Origin of the sequence: Cupriavidus sp. TMH.W2, from assembly GCF_050847365.1 — a bacterium.
Taxonomy (GTDB): Bacteria; Pseudomonadota; Gammaproteobacteria; order Burkholderiales; family Burkholderiaceae; genus Cupriavidus.
This window is the reverse complement of sequence record NZ_CP193792.1, coordinates 497,110-516,556: the sequence shown is the minus strand read 5'-3', so window position 1 is coordinate 516,556 and position 19,447 is coordinate 497,110. Positions and strand designations below refer to the sequence as shown.

Genomic DNA, 19,447 nt, shown 5'->3' with positions numbered 1-19,447 from the left:
TGCCCTGTTAGTTACGCACCGGCTTGCCGGTCTGCAGCATGCCCATGATGCGCTCCTGCGTCTTGCCGGTGCCGAGCAGGTCGACAAAGGCCTTGCGCTCCAGCGCCAGCAGCCAGTCCTCGCTCACCAGCGAGCCGGCCTCGACGTCGCCGCCGCACACCGCTTCGGCGATGCGGCTGGCGATCACGAAGTCGTGCGCCGAGATAAAGCCGCCGTCGCGCATATTGACCAGCGATGCCTTGATGGTGGCAATGCCCGAGCGGCCCGCCACCGGCACCAGCGTCGGCAGCGGCGCGCGGTAGCCCGCGTTGGCCAGCGCGCGCACTTCGTTCTGCGCCACGTACAGCAGCTCATGCACGTTGAAGACGATCCTGTCGGACGGCTGCAGGTAGCCCATCTGGCGCGCTTCCAGCGCCGAACCGGACACCTTGGCCATGGCCGCGCTCTGGAAGCGGCTGGTCACGAATTGCAGGTAGTTGGTGCTGCCCGCGGCCTGCGCCGCACGAGCGGCTGCCAGCGCGGCTTCCTTCAGGCCGCCGCCGGCCGGCACCAGGCCCACGCCCACTTCGACCAGGCCGATATACGTTTCCAGCGCGGCCACGCGTGCGGCCGAATGCAGCATCAGTTCGCAGCCGCCGCCCAGCGCAATGCCGGACGCCGCCGACACCACCGGCACCGAGGCATACTTCACGCGCATCATGCCGTCCTGGAACTTCTTCACGAACGGCTCGATGCCCTTGGCGCCGCCCATCATGAAGGCGGGCATGGCCGCTTCCAGGTTGGCGCCTGCGGAGAACGGACCGCCCGGCGCGCCCAGTTGCAGCGAGGTCGGCTGCCACACCACCAGGCCCTTGTAGCCGGCTTCGGCCAGGTCGATGGCGCGGGTCAGGCCGTCGATCACGTCCGGCCCAATGGTGTTCATCTTGCTCTTGAACGAAACCACCAGCACGTCGTCCTGGCCTTCGCTCACCCAGATGCGCACGGCGTCGTTCTCTTCGACGGTGCGGCCGGCCGTGCGCGGATCTGCCGCGGCGGTGCCCTTGACCGCGGCGCGGAATGCCTGGCGCTGATACACCGGCAGCGAGCTGCGTGCGACGAACGACTGCGTCGCCGGCGACCACGAGCCGGCAGCAGCGTGCACGCCCTGGTTCTCGGCGACGGGGCCGGTGAATACCCAGGCCGGCATCGGCGCGCTGGAGAGCGCCTTGCCGGCGTCAACGTCTTCCTTCACCCACTCGGCCACCTGCTTCCAGCCGGCCGACTGCCAGTCTTCGAACGGACCCGAGTTCCAGCCGAAGCCCCAGCGGATCGCCAGGTCGATATCGGCGGCGGAACCGGCGATCTGCTCCAGGTACACGGCGATGTAGTGGAACACGTCGCGGAACACCGACCACAGGAACTGCGCCTGCGGGTTGGCCGATTCGCGCAGCAGCCTGATGCGCTCGGCCGGCTCCTTCTTCAGCATGCGCACGACGATTTCGTCGGCCTTCTTGCCGGCATCGACATACTGGCCGGTCTTGCCGTCGAGCACCTTGATGGCCTTGCCTTCCTTCTTGTAGAAGCCGGCGCCGGTCTTCTGGCCCAGCGCGCCCGCATCGACCAGGCCCTTGAGCACGGCCGGGGTCTTGTACACCGGCGCGAACGGGTCGTCGTGCAGGGTGTCCTGCATGGTCTTGATCACGTGCGCCATGGTGTCCAGGCCGACCACGTCCGCGGTGCGGAAGGTGGCGGACTTGGCGCGGCCGAGCTTGGAACCGGTCAGGTCGTCGACCACGTCGAACGGAATGCCGAACTTCTCGGCCTCGGCAAACACTGCCAGGATCGAGAAGATGCCGACGCGGTTGGCGATGAAGTTGGGCGTGTCCTTGGCGCGCACCACGCCCTTGCCGAGCGTGGTGGTCAGGAAGGCTTCGAGCTGGTCGAGGATCTGCGGCTGCGTGGTCGCGGTCGGGATCAGCTCGACCAGGTGCATGTAGCGCGGCGGGTTGAAGAAGTGCACGCCGCAGAAGCGCGACTTCAGGTCGGCATCGAAGCCATCGGACAGCGCGGTGATCGACAGGCCCGAGGTATTGGTCGCGAAGATCGCGTGCGCGGCCAGGTGCGGTGCGACCTTCTTGTACAGGTCGTGCTTCCAGTCCATGCGCTCGGCGATCGCCTCGATCACCAGGTCGCACTCCTTCAGCAGCGCGATATCGTCTTCGTAGTTGGCCGCCTGGATCAGGCCGGCCTCGTCCTTGATGCCCAGCGGCGCGGGCGACAGCTTCTTCAGGTTCTCGATGGCACGCAGTGCGATGCCGTTCTTGGGGCCTTCCTTGGCGGGAAGGTCGAACAGCACCACGGGCACGCGCGCATTGATCAGGTGCGCGGCAATCTGCGCCCCCATGACGCCGGCACCCAGCACGGCGACTTTTTTGACGATGAAATTGGACATGCTCGCTCCTGGATTAGTGAGCGTTAAGGTAAGAGTTTGGGCTTCCCCACGGCTGCCGGTTTGCTCCCCTCTCCCATTTACGGGGAGAGGGGCGGGGGTGAGGGTGGGCGTGTGCAGACGCGATATCGCATATCGACCGCCTACCCTCACCCCCTGCCCCTCTCCCGCAAGCGGGAGAGGGGAGAAAACCCTCAGCAGGGGTCAGCCATGCAGATCAAATCAGAACAGGTCTGCGTCCAGCGCCATCAGCGTGGCCGAACCGGCGCGCGCCTTGCGGATCTCGGCGGCGGTTTCCGGCAGCAGCCGGGCAAAGTAGAAGCGTGCCGTCGCCAGCTTGGCGGTGTAGAACTTGTCGCCGCTGCCTTCCTTCTCCAGCGCGATCCTGGCCATGCGGGCCCAGAAGTACGAGAACACCAGGTGGCCCACCACGCGCAGGTAAGGCACTGCGGCGGCGCCCACTTCATCGGCATTGCCCATCGCCTTCATGCCGATTTCCATGGTCAGCTTCTGCACCTTGTCGCCAATGTCGGCCAGCGGGTTGATGAACTCCTGCATGGCTTCATTGGTGCCTTCGGCTTCGACGAACTCCTGCACGATCTTGCCGAAGGCCTTCATCCTGGCGCCCATGTCGCCAAGGATCTTGCGGCCCAGCAGGTCCAGCGCCTGGATGGTGTTGGTGCCTTCGTAGATCATGTTGATGCGCGCATCGCGCACATACTGCTCCATGCCCCACTCGGCGATGTAGCCGTGGCCGCCGAATACCTGCATGCCCTCGTTGGTGGAGGTGAAGGCGTTGTCGGTCAGGAAGGCCTTGATCACCGGCGTGAGCAATGCGACCAGGTCACCGGCTTCCTTGCGCACCGCTTCGTCCGGGTGCGACAGCTCGCGGTCGATCTGCAGCGCGGTCCAGTAGCTGAAGGCGCGGCCACCTTCGGCATAGGCCTTCTGCGTCAGCAACATGCGGCGCACATCCGGGTGCACGATGATCGGGTCGGCGGGCTTGTCCGGTGCCTTCGGGCCGGTCAGCGAACGCATCTGCAGGCGGTCCTTGGCGTAGGCCAGCGAGTTCTGGTACGCCACTTCGGTCAGGCCCAGGCCCTGTGCGCCCACGCCGAGGCGGGCGGCGTTCATCATCACGAACATGGCGTTCAGGCCCTTGTTGGGCTCGCCCACCATCCAGCCGCGCGCGCCGTCCAGGTTCATCACGCAGGTGGCGTTGCCGTGAATGCCCATCTTGTGCTCGATCGAGCCGCACTTGATGCCGTTGCGCTCGCCCGGATTGCCGTTGGCGTCGGGGATGAACTTGGGCACCACGAACAGCGAGATGCCCTTGGTGCCGCCCGGCGCGTCCGGCAGGCGTGCCAGCACCAGGTGGATGATGTTCTCGGCCATGTCGTGCTCGCCGGCCGAGATAAAGATCTTGGTGCCCGAAATCAGGTAGGAACCGTCAGCCTGCGGCTCTGCCCTGGAGCGCAGGATGCCGAGATCGGTGCCGCAGTGCGGCTCGGTCAGGCACATGGTGCCGGTCCACACGCCGGAGACCAGCTTGGGCAGGTAGGTCTGCTGCAGTTCGGGCGTGCCGTGCGCGTGCAGCGCCTCGTAGGCACCGTGCGACAGGCCGGGGTACATGGTCCAGGCCTGGCCGGCCGAATTCAGCATCTCATAGACCACATTGTTGATCACGATCGGCAGGCCCTGGCCGCCGAATTCGGGATCGCAGGCGAGCGCCGGCCAGCCGGCTTCGACAAACTGCTGGTAGGCCTCCCTGAAGCCGGCAGGCGCCTTCACCACGCCGTCGCCGACGTAGGTGCAGCCTTCACGGTCGCCCACCTGGTTGAGCGGAAACACCACGTCCGAGCAGAACTTGCCGGCTTCCTCGATGACCTGGTTGATGGTGTCCGCGTCGATGTCCGCGTGCGGCGGCATCGCCTTGAGTTCGGCTTCGGCGCCGAGCAATTCATGGAGCACGAACTGCATGTCGCGCAACGGTGCGGTGTACTGGCCCATCTGAGACTCCTTGGAGTTATATGATGCCGCCATGCCGCCCGTCCCGCTTGCGCGCGACGGCCCGACCGGGGCGACCTCAGGTACGGTAAGACTGAATCAGTTTGTTGAGCGCGACCATGGCAAGCTCGGCACTGTCAGGCAGGCGCAGGAAACGGGCGTCATGATGCAAGCCTAGTTCAAGGCTATACATCTCGAACAGCATCAGGCGCGGATCGCAATCCGCGCGCAGGTGCCCCTCTTCCTTGGCCTGGTTGATGGCGCGATTCAGCGCTGCCCGCCAGATCGTGACGCTCTTGACCAGCTCGTCACGCACCAGGCTGCCGGTGCGGTCGTCGTACTCCACGGCACCGCTGATGTAGATGCATCCCGTCGTCACTTCCTGGATGCGCTTTTCCATCCAGCGCCGCACCATCGACCACAGCCGGGGCAGGCCGCGCGGCTCCTGCAGCGAGGGATAGAACACCTCCTGCTCGAACCGGCGGTGATACTCCCGCACCACCTCTACCTGCAGGTCCTCGCGCGAACCGAAATGCGCGAAGACACCGCTCTTGCTCATCTGCATGCGTTCCGCGAGCAGCCCGATGGTCAGACCTTCGAGCCCGTCGCGGGACGACAATTCCAGTGCGGCATCCAGAATCGCCACGCGCGTCATCTCGCCCTTGCGCATTGGCGCGGGGGAGGCGGCGGCGGATTCGAGACGGGCTGACTGGTGTCGCATGTTTTTTCTCCGTTCTGCGGGACCCTGCTGCGGCCCCGCGTATGACCCTGACGTTGCATTCAGTGCTTGCGGCCGACCGGCGGAATTGCCGGTGCATACCGCGAATGCACGCAGTCTAAGCCAAAAAAGAACGGTCGTTCAGATTATTCTGGCGCAGCAGTCGACCATCAAGCTTTTAATTAGACCGCTGTTTCTAAACGGACTGCAATGCAGCATGTCCGTCATGGCTTGCGCGGCAACCGGTTGCGGCCCGTTTGCTGCCGCATGGCAACAAACGCACACCGTGCATGGCGGGCTCAGTAGCGCCCGGTCACGCCGGCAATGATCACGCCGAGGCGCAGCAGCATGTAGGCCGCCCAGTTGGCCAGCCGGTGCAGCGGCGAGCGGCGTGCGTGCATGTCCGGCAGCACGCGCGCGCTGCGGTGCGCAATGGCTTGTTCCAGCGCGGTACGCAGTTCAGCGGCGAAGGCTGCATCATAAACGGCGACGTTGGCTTCGCGCGCGAGCAGCAGGCTGAAGGGGTCCATATTGCTCGACCCGACCGTGGCCCAGGCTTCGTCCACCACGCCGACCTTGGCGTGCAGGAAGCTCTCGGCGTATTCGTAGATCTCGACCCCAGCCTCCAGCATCGATGCATACAGCGCGTGGGTGGCGTAGTGCTGCAAGCGGTATTCGACCATCCCCTGCAGCAGCAGGCGCACGCGCACGCCGCGCGCGCGGCAGGCCAGCAGCGCGCGCCGCATCTTGTGCCCCGGCAGGAAGTAGGCGTTGGCGAGAATGACGTCGTGGCGCGCGGCGCCGAGCGCGCGCAGGTATTCGCGCTCGATGGTGCGGCGGTTGCGCAGGTTGTCGCGCAGCAGCAACGCGGCGCGCACCCCGCCGGTCGCTTCCGGGCGCGGCGGCAGGTCGGTGACCAGCGGGTAGTCGGCCACCGCCGCGGCGCGCTCGCTGCCACGCGCCTCGCGCAGCGACAATCGCCACCAGAGCCGCTCCGAAGACAGCGTGATGCGGTCCACCAGCGGCCCGCTGACCTGTACCGCGAAGTCATAGCGCGGCCCCAGGTTGGCGCCTTCGAACGGGCCGTGGTTGTGGTCGTCGATGATATTGATGCCGCCGACAAAGGCCACGCGCCGGTCGATCACCGCCAGCTTGCGGTGCAGCCGGCGCAGGTGGCGCCGCGCCAGCCGGAAGCCGCGCAGCGCGCGGTAGACGCGCAGCTGTACGCCGCCGGCGCGCAGGCGCTCGGCCAGACCGGCGGGCATGTCGCCGGCGCCGAAGCCATCCACCGTGACGCGTACCGTCACGCCGCGCGCGGCGGCGCGGACCAGTGCGTCGGCGACCGCGCGGCCGACGTCGTCGTCGGCATAGATGTAGGTTTCCAGCATGACCTGGAACGCAGCCTGGTCGATGGCGGCGATCAGCGCAGGGAAGAAGTCCTGGCCGCCATGGAGCAGCCGCACGGCGTTGCCGTTGGTGGGCTTGCCGCGGCGCCAGGCCCAGCGCAGCATGTGGTGGCGCGATGCCTGCTCGCCGGCCGCGGCCGGGTCGTGCGCGGGGGCTTCGGCGTGCGCGTCATGGGCGGAGTGGGATATCCGTGACATGCCGTGATTATCGGACAGTTTGCCGCGCCCAAGGCGCCGCCTGCACATTGGCGCGCGGAACTCTGCTATCGTCGATGCCGATGCTTGCCCGCAGGCGGCCAGCCCCGGGCAGACCACTCCTGACGCCCACTCGGAAACCATTGTGAAGGTATTCGGCATTACCGGTTCTTCCGGCAGCGGCAAGACCACGCTGCTGGACCAGCTCATCCCCTGCTTTGTCGGCGCCGGCCTGCGCGTGTCCGGCGTCAAGCACACCCACCACGGCTTTGATCCCGACACGCCTGGCAAGGATTCCTGGCGCATGCGCGAGGCCGGCTGCGCCAATGTCGTGCTGGTCGGCGCGCGCCACCTGACGCTGATGCGCCACTACCCGGAAGCCGTGCCCTCGCCCGAACTGGACGATGCGCTCGCGGTGCTGCCGCCCGACACCGACCTGGTGCTGGTGGAGGGGTACAAGCGCAGTGATTTTCCCAAGCTTGAGGTCTATCGCCCGGCGCTGGGGCGCGCGCCGCTGTGGGACGAGGTGCCGGGCGTGGTGGCGGTGGCGAGCGATGATCCCGCCGCCGTGGCCGCCATGACCGCGCTGCCGGTGCTGGACCTGAACGATCCGCAGGCGGTGTTCGCCTTTATCCGCGACTTCCCCAAGCGCGACTACCCCGGCCGCGCGGGCTGAACTCAGGCCGCCTTGTCCGCGGGCGCGGGACGCTCCAACGCTTCGCCCGGCGGATGCTCCAGTTCCGCCACCAGCGGCACATGGTCCGAGCGCTGCGCCCAGTCGCGGCCGGTCAGCGCGTGGGCGCGCTCGATCTCGTACCCGCGCACATAGATGCGGTCGAGCTGCCACCACGGCATATGGCTCGGGAAGGTATGCAGCCGCGACCCGCGCGCGTGCGAGGCCTCGACCGCGCCCAGCGTATTGCAGATCTGCGCGTCCAGCCGGTGGTTCCAGTCGTTGAAGTCGCCGGCGATCACCAGCGGCACGCCCGCCGGCACCACGGTGCGCACGCGCTCCACCAGCGCGTCGGCCTGGCGCGCGCGGCTGCGCGCGAACAGGCCGAAATGCACGCAGATCAGGTGGGTTTCCACACCGTGCACATCCGCCACCGCATGCAACAGCCCGCGCTGTTCGAAACGGTGGTCGGAAATATCCAGATTCTCGGACATCAGGATCGGGTGGCGCGACAGGATCGCGTTGCCGTGATGGCCGTAGTCATAGACCGCGTTGCGGCCGTAGACCGAGTGCGGATAGGCGTCGGTGGCCAGGTAGTTGAGCTGGGTGTGCTCCGGATCAAACAGCGCCGCGGCCACCAGCCGGTCGTTGCGGTCCTGCACTTCCTGCAGGAAGACGATGTCGGCATCCATCGCATGCAGGCCGGCACGCACGTTCTGGATGCGCGGGCGCCGCGAGATGCCGGTCACTCCCTTGTGGATGTTGTAGGTGACCACGCGCAGCTTCATGGCTGCGCTCCGCAGGCAGCCTGCCGCGCATCGGCCCCCGCCGCGCGCCAGGCCAGCTGGCGGATGGCTTCGGCATTGCTGCTGGAAAAGCACTGCTGCGCCGCCTGCTGCCACGGCAGCCATTTGTATTGCAGGTGCTCGCGTGGCGCCAGCGCCACCGGCAGCGCCTCGGACACACACAGGCCGAACCAGTGCTCGGTATTGCGCGTGACGCCTTCGGCGTAGCGATGGCGCCACTGCGGGTAGATTTCGTACTGGATGGTATGGCCCCAGTCGGTCAGCTGGTGCTCGCCGGCGACGATGCCGGTTTCCTCCGCCACTTCGCGCGCGGCGGTCAGGGCCAGGGGTTCGTCCAGGGTGTCGAGGCTGCCGGTCACGGACTGCCAGAAACCCGGGCGATCGGCGCGTTCCAGCAGCAAGACTTGAAGATCTGGCGTGTAAATCACCACCAGCACGGATTCCGGGATCTTGTAGGACATGGGTCTGGGCGAAAGGACAAACCCAAGGATAGCGCAGCCGCGCCCGCTTGCCACGCGAAAGCGCGACGGCCCTGCCCTCAGGCGGCGTTGCGCGCGCTATGCGCGGTATGAGGTGCCAGATAGGGCTCGGCGGTCCCGTGGCGCTGCCAGGTGTCGAACACTTGTGGCGTGTCGCCATGGCCCCAGGCAGCGCGCAGCTGGTCCATCAGCGGTGCCAGGGCCTGGCGGTAGCGCCTGGACGCGCCATGGGCGTGCGCGGCCAGGGCTTCGGCGCGTTGCCGGACCTCGCCCTGCAACTGCGTGCGCTCCTGCGCGATTTCCTTCTCGCGCTGGCCCAGCGTGTTGAACTTCTGGATCAGGAAGCGCTGGTAGTCGCCGCCATCCATGCCCTGCGCAGCCTGCGCGTTGACCTGCTCGAAGCGCAGCACGATGCTGCCGGTTTCCTGCTCGATATGCGCGACTTCCGCATCCAGCGCCTGCAGCGCCTCCTGCACGCGCTGGGCATCGCGGCGCAGTGCCTGCACCTGCGCGGCCTCGTCCTCGAACGCGCGCTGCGCATCCAGGTAGGCCTGCACCACCGGCTGCGGCGCCACCACCAGCAGCGGGTCGGCGCCGTCGGCGCGCTGGCCGGCCAGCAGCGTGTCGTCGGGCAGGCGCAGGTTGCCGAGTTCGTCCAGCCAGCGTCCGCGCGTCATCACCACGCCGACGGTATCCAGCGCCAGCCGGCGCAGCGCCTCGGCACGCTGCATCTCCACCGGCTCGGCGGTGGCGGCGGGCGCGGCCGACTGCACCGCGTGGGCAATGTCGGGCACGCAGGCCGCCACGGTGGTGGCCACGGATTCAGACATGGCCTGCGCCGAACGGCGCACGGCGCGGCGCAGCTCGAAGCGCGCCAGCAGCATCATCAGCAAGCCGGCCACCAGCCAGGTCAGGATGGTTTGGTCATGGGCCAGCAGGAACTGGCGGATCAGGTCGATATCCAGGGTCACGAATTTCTCCCGAGTGCCGGAAGCCTTCGCTGCGAGGCCCCTCGGCAAATTACGTGTCAAAGAAAGCAGACCCGCCGCGCGTCGCCTTCGTTCCGACCTGTAACAAATCGAAACCAATGCGCCGCCCGCACCACAGTGCAGGCAACCCGACATTGCGCACAAAGCAAAAAAGCCGCGCTATTGCGCGGCTTCCTTGCGGGCTTCAGCTGACTGGCGCAGCTCAGGCCGTCGGCTTGGGCTCGGTGGCGCGCAGGCGGATATGCAGCTCGCGCAGCTGCTTCTCGTCGACCGAGCTCGGGGCCTGGGTCAGCAGGTCCTGGGCGCGCTGGGTCTTCGGGAAGGCGATCACGTCGCGGATCGAGTCGGCGCCGGCCATCATCGTGACGATGCGGTCCAGGCCGAAGGCCAGGCCGCCGTGCGGGGGCGCGCCGTACTGCAGCGCGTCCAGCAGGTAGCCGAACTTGGCGCGGGCTTCCTCGTCGTTGATGTTGAGCGCGCGGAACACCTTGCTCTGGATATCCGAGCGGAAGATCCGCACCGAGCCGCCGCCCATTTCCCAGCCGTTCAGCACCATGTCGTAGGCCTTGGCCAGGCACTTGCCCGGATCGGTCTCGAGGTATTCCAGGTGCTCGTCCTTGGGGCTGGTGAACGGGTGGTGCATGGCCACCCAGCGCGCGTCGTCCTCGTCGTACTCGAACATCGGGAAGTCGACCACCCACAGCGGTTTCCAGGTGTCCTCGAACAGGCCGTTGGCCTTGCCGAAGTCCGAATGGCCAACCTTCAGGCGCAGCGCGCCGATCGAGTCGTTGACCACCTTGGCCTTGTCGGCGCCGAAGAAAATGATGTCGCCGTCCTGGGCGCCGGTGCGCTTCAGGATCTCGGCAATGGCGGCGTCGTGCAGGTTCTTGACGATCGGCGATTGCAGGCCGTCGCGGCCCTTGGCCACTTCGTTGACCTTGATCCAGGCCAGGCCCTTGGCGCCGTAGATGCCGACGAACTGGGTGTAGGCGTCGATCTCGCCGCGCGAGATCGCACCGCCGCCCGGCACGCGCAGGCCGACCACGCGGCCGTTGTCGCTGTTGGCGGGACCCGAGAACACCTTGAAGTCGACGTCCTTCATCACCTCGGTCAGCTCGGTGAATTCCAGCTTGACGCGCAGGTCAGGCTTGTCCGAGCCGAAGCGGGCCATGGCTTCGCGGAACTCCATCACCGGGAATTTCGCGTCCAGGTCGACGTCGATGGCGTTCTTGAACACCGTGCGCATCATGTCCTCGAACAGGTCGCGGATCTCCTGCTCGGTCAGGAACGAGGTCTCGCAGTCGATCTGCGTGAATTCGGGCTGGCGGTCGGCGCGCAGGTCTTCGTCGCGGAAGCACTTGGTGATCTGGTAGTAGCGGTCGAAGCCCGACACCATCAGCATCTGCTTGAAGATCTGCGGCGATTGCGGCAGCGCGAAGAAGTGGCCCGGGTTCACCCGCGACGGCACCAGGTAGTCGCGCGCGCCTTCGGGCGTGCTCTTGCCCAGCATCGGGGTCTCGATGTCGATAAAGCCCTGCGCATCCAGGAACTTGCGCACTTCCATCGCCACCTTGTAGCGCAGGCGCAGGTTGTACTGCATCTGCGGGCGGCGCAGGTCCAGCACGCGGTGCGTCAGGCGCGTGGTTTCCGACAGGTTGTCGTCGTCGAGCTGGAACGGGGGCGTGACCGACGGGTTCAGCACGGTCAGCTCGTGGCACAGCACTTCGATCTTGCCCGAGGTCAGGTTGGCGTTCTCGGTGCCGGCCGGGCGCGCACGCACCTTGCCGGTGATGCGGATGCAGAACTCGTTGCGGATCTCTTCAGCGACCTTGAACATCTCGGGGCGATCCGGATCGCACACCACCTGCACCAGGCCTTCGCGGTCGCGCAGGTCGATGAAGATCACGCCGCCATGGTCGCGGCGGCGCTGGACCCAGCCGGTCAGGGCCACTTCCTGGCCCGAGAATTGTTCGGTCACCAGACCGCAGTAGTGAGTACGCATGGAGGACATAAGGAGATTCCCGGTAAAACGCGGCTGCCCGATCGCATCGGGCAGCCCGTGATCAGATTGGATGCTCAAGGATCGGTCGTTTCGACCGCTTCCTCGTTGCTGGCCCTGCCGGCCGGATTGGCCGGCCTGGCCGGGGCCGCCGGCCGGGGGGCGCTGCCGTTCTTGCGCGGCAATTCCGCCGGTGCCACCACGCCCATCGAGACGATGTACTTGAGCGCGGCGTCGACGGTCATGTCGAGTTCAATGGTGTCGGCCTTGGGCATCATCAGGAAGAAGCCCGAGGTCGGATTCGGCGTGGTCGGCACGTAGACGCTGACGTATTCGCCCTGCAGGTGGTTCTGCACGTCGCCGCCGGGGCGCCCGGTCAGGAAGGCGATGGTCCACGAGCCCTCGCGCGGGTACTGCACCAGCAGCGCCTTGCGGAAGGCATTCCCCGAGGACGACAGCAGCGTGTCCGAGACCTGCTTGACGCTGGTGTAGATCGGGCCCACCACCGGGATATGGCCCAGCAGCGCTTCCCACCAGCGCACCAGGCGCTGGCCGATGAAGTTGTGCGCCAGCAGGCCGACCAGCAGGATGAACAGCAGCGTCAGGATCGCGCCCAGGCCGGTCACGCGCTTGCCGAACATCAGCCGGTCCGGGCGCCAGGCCTCGGGCAGCAGCGCCAGGCTCTGGTCCATCGTGCCGATGATCAGGCTGAGCACCCAAAGCGTGATGCCCAGCGGCACCAGCACCAGCAGCCCGGTCAGGAACCAGGTTTTCAGGGCGGAAGTCTTCTTGGCGACCACGGGGCGGGTCCGGCTCAATGGCAGGCGCAGGCGCTGCCGCAGCCGCCGGCGGCCGGCGCCGCCGAAGCGGTGCTGCCCGACGACTCGGCCGCCGCCGGGGCGCTGGCTGCTGCCGCGGCCGCGCCGCCCGTGGCGCCGGTGGCCGCAGGCGCGCTGGCGGCGCCGCTGCCGCCGCGGAAGTCGGTCGCGTACCAGCCCGAGCCCTTGAGCTGGAAGCCAGCAGCGGTCAGCTGCTTCTTGAACGCGCCGGCGGTGCCGCACGACGGGCAGTCCGTCAGCGGGGCATCGCTCATTTTCTGCAGCACATCGCGCCCGTGGCCGCAGGCGTCGCAACGGTAGGCATAGATCGGCATGGTGTTATTTCGCGAGAAAACTTCGGAATCGGTACAAAGGCGGACATCGCCGCCGGCCATGGCGGCCGCGGGAAATTCCCGCGCGACGATGCAAAGCCTTGAATTATAAACCGTTCCGGGGCTGCCTGATTGCCGGAAATGAGGGGGTTGCGGTCCCCCTTGCGTCAGGCGATATGGACTTCCTTGACCGGCGCGTGATCTGCAATCCACTGGGGCAGCAGCGAGCCGACCATCATGCCGCTGACCGCGAACAGCAGGCCCACCATCTGCGGCGGCACCACGGCGTCGGCAAAAGCGACCTCGCAGGTCAGCCAGGAGGACAGGCCCAGCAAGATCGCCGCCAGCCCGCCCTGGCGGGTGGCGTGCTTCCAGAACATGCCGAAAGCCAGCGGCACGAACGACGACACCAGTGTGACCTTATAAGCATTTTCCACCATATGAAAGATCGACAGGTGCGAGTTCAGCGCGAACAGCGTCACAACCGCCGTGAACACCAGCACCACGGTCTGCATCACGCGCAGGAACTGCCGGTCCTCCAGGTGGCGGAAATACGGCCGCAGGATGTTCTCGGCAAAGGTCACCGACGGCGCCAGCAGCGTGGCCGAGGCGCAGCTCTTGATGGCCGACAGCAGCGCGCCGAAGAACATCACCTGCGCGAACATCGGCGCGTGCTGCAGGATCAGCTGCGGCAGGATCAGCTGCGAATCGGCGTTGATGTACTTGTTGACCATGACCGGGTCGATCATGGTCGCCGAGTACGCCAGGAACATCGGGATAAAGGCAAAGCAGAAGTACAGCACGCCGCCCAGCACCGAGGCCCGCCCGGCGATCTGCTCGGTGCGCGACGACGTCACCCGCTGGAACACGTCCTGCTGCGGAATCGAGCCCAGCATCATGGTGAACAGCGCGGCCGCGAACCCGACGATCTGTATCAGGTCCAGCGAGGGCAGGAACTCGAACTTGCCCGCCGCCGCCGCATGCGACACCACCGCCGCCACGCCGCCGGCCTGGCCGCTGACCTCGTAGCCGATATAGAGCATGCCGACCACGATGATGATCATCTGGATGAAGTCGGTCACCGCCACCGACCACATGCCGCCGAACAGCGTGTAGACCAGCACGCTGGCGGCGCCGATCATCATGCCGGCTTCCTGCGACAGTGCGCCGTCCGACACGGTATAGAACACCAGCCCCAGCGCCTTGATCTGCGCCGCCACCCAGCCCAGGTAGGACACCACGATGCACAGCGTGGTCAGCACCTCGGCCAGCCGGCCATAGCGGTTGTGGTAGTAGTCGCCGATGGTCAGCAGGTTCATCCGGTACAGCGGCCGGGCGAAGAACAGGCCCACCAGGATCAGGCACATCGACGAGCCGAAGGGATCGGAAACGACGCCCGACAGGCCTTCCTTCAGGAAGACGGCGGGAATGCCCAGCACCGTCTCCGAGCCAAACCAGGTGGCGAAAACGGTGGCGGTGACGATATGGAACGGCAGGCTGCGCCCGGCGACGGCGAAATCGGTGGTGTTGCGTACGCGCAGCGCCGCCCACAGGCCGATACCGACCGAGATTACCCAGTAGATGATGACGAACCAGATCAGCATGCCGCTGCCCTATGCAGAAAGTGCCCTTGTGGCGAGAAACCGAATGCCGGGCGGCGCCTGTGAGTCCAATAGCGCATCCTTGCGTGCGCCTGCCCGGAGTCCAATTCATCGGTCGGGGCCGCATGGGTGGCCTGGGAGCGGGTCCCGGCCTGCGGTCGTAGCCGAATCAAAACGCGGATTATAGCGAGGGAGACAAGCGTGGGTTGAATAAATTCCTGTGGGGGGCAGGGGTGTTGTTGGGGAGCGATTGGGGGGTGTCGTTCTTGACTAGCGTGGGCTGTTTCGCCGGCGTAGCCGGCGAGTCACTTTCTGTCCGAGCGACAGAAAGTGACCAAAGAGCGCGTCGCCTCAGGCGGCTGGCCATCAATTCCACAGTGTGGGTGCGTCGGGCGGTGGTGATTTCCGGTCGATGGGGTTGGTGGTTCAGGCCTGCTACGCTCCCGGGATGTGCCTTGCGTCCAGGGACTATTGGACGAACCCGACTTTAGGCCGTTGGCAACCTACTAACCAGGTTATCGGTAGGACGCCTACGGCTGCGCTGCGCGCACTCAGTATCGTAGGTCAGGGGCTCTGGCACAGAGTGCGTCGCTGCGCTCGCACGACGTTGTCGCGGATGATGCCGGGCCAATGGCGAAAAATCAGGACGTGGCCGCTGGTTCTGCCACGTTAGGACGTGCGCGCAGCGCAGCCGAAGGCGTCCGACCGACGCGGCATTCAGCAGGCTGCCAATAGCCTAAAGTCGGGTTCGTCCAATAGTCCCTGGACGCAAGGCACATCCCGGGAGCGTAGCAGGGTTGAACCACCAACCCCACCGAACGGAAATCACCACCGCCCGAACCACCCACACCGTGGAATGGATGGCCAGCCGCCTGAGGCGACGCGTTTTTTGGTTACTTTTTGTCGCTCCGGTGTGTGTCAAGGTAGTTGTCGCGTTCGCCGTCATGCAGCTTTCCGGTATTCCTTGGGTTCCTGTTCAGCTCGCTCGGGGTTCAGGTAGACCACTGGCTCCAGCTTCCAATTCCGGATTCCCCGCGACCAGCGCTGCGGATGTCGGGTGCGGGCTGCCTGATACAGCATCGTGCGTCGCGCCAGCAGGGGCACCGCTTCCTCGCGGTGCCGCTGGTTCGGCGTGACGTACTTCAGGCCACTGTGGCGGTGCTCCTCGTTGTACCAGTGCACGAACCGATGGACCCAATCGCGCGCTTGCTGCAGCGTATCGAATGGCCGATCCGGCCACAGCGGGCAATACTTGGCTGTGCGGAACAGCGCTTCTGCGTAAGCGTTGTCATTGCTCACGCGCGGGCGACTGTATGAGGGCTGCACGCCCAGGTAACCCATCGTCGCCAGCATCGTCCCTCCTTTCATGACGCTGCCATTGTCCGAATGCAGCACCAGCGGCCGCCCGGCGGTCTGCTCGCGCAGGCAGCCTAGCGACAGCAGTTGGCTGGCATGTTCAGCCGATTCGCTCTCGTGCACCTCGTTGACTACCAGCTTGCGGCTGTAGATGTCCTGCATCATGTACCAGTAAAAGAAGCGACCTTTCACCGTCGTGGGCATCCACGTGATGTCCCAGCACCACACCTGGTTCGGTCCGTCGGCGCGGTGTGTAGTCAGCGGGCGCGAGGACTTGGCATTGTGGCTGCGCCCGCGCCGGCGCGCCTGGCCTTCGGCCTTGAGCACGCGGTAGAACGTCGACTCCGAGGCCACATAGCGGCCTTCGTCGGCCAGCTTCGGCACGATCTGGTGCGGCGTCAGGCTCTCGTAGCCGCGCTGGTTGGCCGCGGCCAGCACGGCCTGCCGCTCCGCCTCGCTGAGCTTATTGGCCGGCACTGGGCGCTGCGCGCCCGGGCGGCCATCCGCAGGCACATGACGCCAGCGCTGCAAGGTGCGCTCGTTCAGGCCCAACTCCCTGCAGGCGCTGGCTTGACGCGCACCGCTCTTTACCGCTTCATCGATCAACATGATGGCTTCGCGGCGATCCGAGACGTTGATCAGTCCTCCTCGTCCCTTCCCCAGATCGCCTCGGCTTTTTTTCGCAGCACCAGCAGCGCCGCTGTCTCCGCCAGCGCCGCATTCTTGCGCTTGAGTTCGCGCTCCAGATCGCGGATCCGTTTCTGGGCAGTCTCTTCCTCGCGGCGCTGCGCCAGGCCGGGCTTGGCCAGCGTCTTCGCGTTAGCCTGCTCACAGGCGGCGCGCCACTGCCGGATCTGTTCCGGCTGAATGCCCTTCCTGCGGCAGTATTCGGACAGCTCCGCCTCGCTCAGGGGCGCTGTCTCCAGCACCACCCGGAACTTGTCCGCACTTGACCACTTGTCACTCTGCTTGCCGTTGCCTGGCACAACCTGTCCTTGCTCTCGGGCTTCGTTGCGCCACGTACGCAGGCTCACCGTCGTGACACCCGTCTCCTTGGCCAACTCCACAACCGACCGATTCAAGGGCGGCATCATCTGCTCAACCACCCATTCCTTGTACTCCGCCGGATAACGCTTCATCTTCCAACCGTTACCGCCCTCCATTGTCCTTCATCGAAAGGCGGCGAGGCGACAACTATCCTGACATGGAGGGCTCGGACAAAAAGTGACCCGCCCAGCAGGGCGGAACCAGGCCGTCAAACCTACGACAACATCAAACCCGACCTACAAAACCAAGCCAACAAGCAGGAGGCCCCCGCCGGCTACACCAGCGAAACAGCCCACGCTAGTCAAGCACGACAACCAACCTCACAGCGATAATCCAATCACCCCCTCCGCCGCCAAACCTGCCATCGCTCCTGCCCCTGAAAAACCGGCAGCGGCGCGGCCGAGGGCCGGTCCTCAAGGCGCTCGAAGGCCGGCGCCAGCAGCGCGTCCAACTCGGTCGCGGGCATGGCAAACGGCGGTCCGCCGCGCATGTCGCCCAGATAGAAATAGCCGGCCAGCAGGCCGCCTGGCGGCAGCAGCGCCGCGACCCGCTCGGCGTAGGATTCGCGCAGCGCCGGGGGCAAGGCGCAGAGGAAGGCGCGCTCGTAGATCAGTTCGCAGCGCGGCTGCGGCGCAAACGCGAAGAAGTCCGCCTCGTGCACCACCGCACCGGCGGCCCCAAGCTCGCGCCTGGCGGAAGCCACCGCCTGCGGCGAGAAATCGATGGCCGTCACCGGCCAGCCGCGCTCATGCAGCCAGGCCGCCTCCCAGCCGTTGCCGCAGCCGGGAATCAGCGTCGGGCATGGCGCCATGGCGGCGATGAATGCCTGGAACTCGGCAGGCACGCCGTGCATGTCCCAGGGCGTGAAACCCTGTTCGAAACGCTCGTCCCAGAACGCCGGATCGGCCGCATTGCGGGTGGCGAAGGCCGGCGCGGGCTTGGCGGTGTCGCTCATGGTCACCTCTGATGGATCAGTCCCGGGCAGGCTACCAGTAGCCGGCCCACCCCAGCACATGGGTCAGCACGATGCCGGCGACAAAGCCGCCAACCAGCAGCACCGCGGTGCCGAGCAGCCGGTTGGTGCGGCGCTGCTCCAGCACCAGCATCGCCAGCAGCTTGTCCTGCTCGCCGTTGCTGGTGAGCGCGCGCCGCTCCAGGAACTGGTGCGCCAGGCGCGGGAAGTCGGGGAGCATCTTGGCCCACAGCGGCGCCTCCACCTTGACCCGCTCCCAGGCGCCCTTCCAGCCCACCTGCTCGTGCATCCAGCGTTCCAGGAAGGGCTTGGCGGTCTTCCACAGGTCCAGGTCGGGGTCGAGCTGGCGGCCCAGGCCTTCGATATTGAGCAAGGTCTTCTGCAGCAGCACCAGCTGCGGCTGGATCTCGACATTGAAGCGGCGCGAGGTCTGGAACAGCCGCATCAGCACCATGCCCAGCGAGATTTCCTTGAGCGGCTTGTCGAAGTACGGCTCGCAACAGGCGCGCACCGCGCTTTCCAGTTCTTCGACGCGGGTGTCGGGCGGGACCCAGCCGGATTCCACGTGCAGCAGCGCCACGCGGTGGTAGTCGCGCCGGAAGAAAGCGATGAAGTTCTGCGCCAGGTAGTTCTTGTCGAACTCGGACAGCGCGCCGACGATGCCGAAGTCCAGCGCGATATAGCGGCCGAAGGTCTCGGGCTGGACCGACACCAGGATATTGCCCGGGTGCATGTCGGCATGGAAAAAGCCGTCGCGGAACACCTGGGTGAAGAAGATCTCGACGCCCTCTTCGGCCAGCTGGTGCATGTCCACCCCGGCGGCCTTGAGCGACTCGGTGCGCGAGATCGGGATGCCGTGCATGCGCTCCATCACGAACACGGTGCTGCTGCACCAGTCCCAGAACACCTCGGGCACCAGCAGCAGATTGGTGTCGGCAAAGTTGCGGCGCAACTGGCTGGCGTTGGCCGCCTCGATCATCAGGTCGAGTTCGTCGTGCAGGTATTTGTCGAACTCGGCCACCACCTCGCGCGGCTTCAGCCGCTTGCCGTCGGCCCAGAAGCGCTCAAGCCAGGTGGCCATGTCGCGCATCAGCGCCAGGTCGCTGTCGATCACCGGCAGCATGCCAGGGCGCAGCACCTTTACCGCGACCTCGCGGCCGTGGCTGGGGCCGCCCCTGAGGGTGGCGAAGTGCACCTGCGCGATCGAGGCGCTGGCCACCGGCTGGTGCTCGAAGGTCTCGAACAGCTGGTCGAGCGAGCGGCCCAGCGCGCGCTCGATGATCTTGACCGCCACCACCGAATCGAACGGCGGCACCTGGTCCTGCAGCTTGGCGAGTTCGTCGGCGATGTCCGCCGGCATCAGGTCGCGCCGGGTCGACAGCACCTGGCCGAACTTGACGAAGATCGGGCCCAGCCGCGTCAGCGCCAGCCGCAGGCGCTCGCCGCGCGGCATGTCGAGCTTGCGCCCGATGGTGATGACGCGCACCAGGAAACGGATCCTGCGGCTGCTGAAGCCCGAGAGCACCAGCTCGTCCAGGCCGTAGTAAAGGATGACGAAGAGGATCTTGCCAAGGCGCAGGAGGCGGGTCATTCGGGAGTCTTCACGGGGCCGGGCAGGCA

Annotated in this window: 15 protein-coding genes; 1 reads left to right on the top strand and 14 read right to left on the bottom strand. The window is 66.3% G+C overall.

Annotation, left to right across the window (positions count from 1 at the left end; translation table 11 throughout):
• Positions 1-7 precede the first annotated feature (7 nt).
• The 4 genes from ACREYQ_RS02410 to clsB all read right to left on the bottom strand — a co-directional run bounded on the left by ACREYQ_RS02410 (position 8) and on the right by clsB (position 6,805).
• Positions 8-2,431 (bottom strand): 3-hydroxyacyl-CoA dehydrogenase/enoyl-CoA hydratase family protein, encoded by a 2,424-nt coding sequence (locus ACREYQ_RS02410; protein WP_432259209.1) that lies wholly within the window; start codon positions 2,429-2,431, stop codon positions 8-10.
• Between the two features lie 219 nt (positions 2,432-2,650).
• Positions 2,651-4,438 (bottom strand): acyl-CoA dehydrogenase C-terminal domain-containing protein, encoded by a 1,788-nt coding sequence (locus ACREYQ_RS02405; protein WP_432259208.1) that lies wholly within the window; start codon positions 4,436-4,438, stop codon positions 2,651-2,653.
• A gap of 76 nt (positions 4,439-4,514) precedes the next feature.
• Entirely contained in the window at positions 4,515-5,105 is a 591-nt protein-coding gene (locus tag ACREYQ_RS02400) for a TetR/AcrR family transcriptional regulator (protein ID WP_209768496.1), read from the bottom strand.
• A gap of 347 nt (positions 5,106-5,452) precedes the next feature.
• On the bottom strand, positions 5,453-6,805 hold the full coding sequence (gene clsB, locus ACREYQ_RS02395) for a cardiolipin synthase ClsB (protein WP_432260345.1): 1,353 nt from the start codon (positions 6,803-6,805) through the stop codon (positions 5,453-5,455).
• A 94-nt stretch (positions 6,806-6,899) separates the two neighbouring features.
• On the opposite strand from clsB, the gene mobB reads away from it, so the two are divergent.
• The gene (gene mobB, locus ACREYQ_RS02390; RefSeq protein ID WP_432259207.1) at positions 6,900-7,430 is read left to right on the top strand and encodes a molybdopterin-guanine dinucleotide biosynthesis protein B; all 531 of its coding nucleotides are present in this window, start codon (positions 6,900-6,902) and stop codon (positions 7,428-7,430) included.
• A 2-nt stretch (positions 7,431-7,432) separates the two neighbouring features.
• On the opposite strand, the gene ACREYQ_RS02385 is transcribed toward mobB, so the two are convergent.
• The 10 genes from ACREYQ_RS02385 to ubiB form a co-directional block, all read right to left on the bottom strand.
• Positions 7,433-8,215: an endonuclease/exonuclease/phosphatase family protein gene (locus tag ACREYQ_RS02385; RefSeq protein ID WP_432259206.1), complete on the bottom strand. Its 783-nt coding sequence runs from the start codon at positions 8,213-8,215 to the stop codon at positions 7,433-7,435.
• Positions 8,212-8,694 (bottom strand): dihydroneopterin triphosphate diphosphatase, encoded by a 483-nt coding sequence (nudB, locus tag ACREYQ_RS02380; protein ID WP_432259205.1) that lies wholly within the window; start codon positions 8,692-8,694, stop codon positions 8,212-8,214. The genes ACREYQ_RS02385 and nudB overlap by 4 nt, the downstream gene beginning before the upstream one ends.
• Positions 8,695-8,771: 77 nt before the next feature.
• Positions 8,772-9,683: a hypothetical protein gene (locus ACREYQ_RS02375; protein ID WP_432259204.1), complete on the bottom strand. Its 912-nt coding sequence runs from the start codon at positions 9,681-9,683 to the stop codon at positions 8,772-8,774.
• Positions 9,684-9,903: 220 nt separating this feature from the next.
• On the bottom strand, positions 9,904-11,712 hold the full coding sequence (gene aspS, locus ACREYQ_RS02370) for an aspartate--tRNA ligase (protein ID WP_432259203.1): 1,809 nt from the start codon (positions 11,710-11,712) through the stop codon (positions 9,904-9,906).
• A 65-nt stretch (positions 11,713-11,777) separates the two neighbouring features.
• Positions 11,778-12,500 carry a DUF502 domain-containing protein gene (locus tag ACREYQ_RS02365; RefSeq protein WP_432259202.1) on the bottom strand — a complete coding sequence of 241 codons (723 nt, stop codon included), beginning with the start codon at positions 12,498-12,500 and terminating at the stop codon, positions 11,778-11,780.
• Between the two features lie 14 nt (positions 12,501-12,514).
• Positions 12,515-12,853, bottom strand: a complete 339-nt coding sequence (locus ACREYQ_RS02360) for an FmdB family zinc ribbon protein (RefSeq protein ID WP_432259201.1) — start codon at positions 12,851-12,853, stop codon at positions 12,515-12,517.
• Between the two features lie 164 nt (positions 12,854-13,017).
• Entirely contained in the window at positions 13,018-14,454 is a 1,437-nt protein-coding gene (locus tag ACREYQ_RS02355; RefSeq protein WP_432259200.1) for a sodium:solute symporter family protein, read from the bottom strand.
• A 939-nt stretch (positions 14,455-15,393) separates the two neighbouring features.
• Positions 15,394-16,946, bottom strand: a protein-coding gene (locus ACREYQ_RS02350) for an IS3 family transposase (RefSeq protein WP_432258890.1) whose coding sequence is annotated in 2 segments (ribosomal slippage) — positions 15,394-16,460 and positions 16,460-16,946 — 1,554 coding nt in all. Because the reading frame shifts where the segments join, the coding sequence is not laid out codon by codon here.
• Positions 16,947-17,191: 245 nt separating this feature from the next.
• The gene (locus ACREYQ_RS02345) at positions 17,192-17,809 is read right to left on the bottom strand and encodes a methyltransferase domain-containing protein (RefSeq protein WP_432259199.1); all 618 of its coding nucleotides are present in this window, start codon (positions 17,807-17,809) and stop codon (positions 17,192-17,194) included.
• A 31-nt stretch (positions 17,810-17,840) separates the two neighbouring features.
• Positions 17,841-19,418 carry a ubiquinone biosynthesis regulatory protein kinase UbiB gene (ubiB, locus tag ACREYQ_RS02340; RefSeq protein WP_432259198.1) on the bottom strand — a complete coding sequence of 526 codons (1,578 nt, stop codon included), beginning with the start codon at positions 19,416-19,418 and terminating at the stop codon, positions 17,841-17,843.
• Between the last annotated feature and the right edge of the window lie 29 nt (positions 19,419-19,447).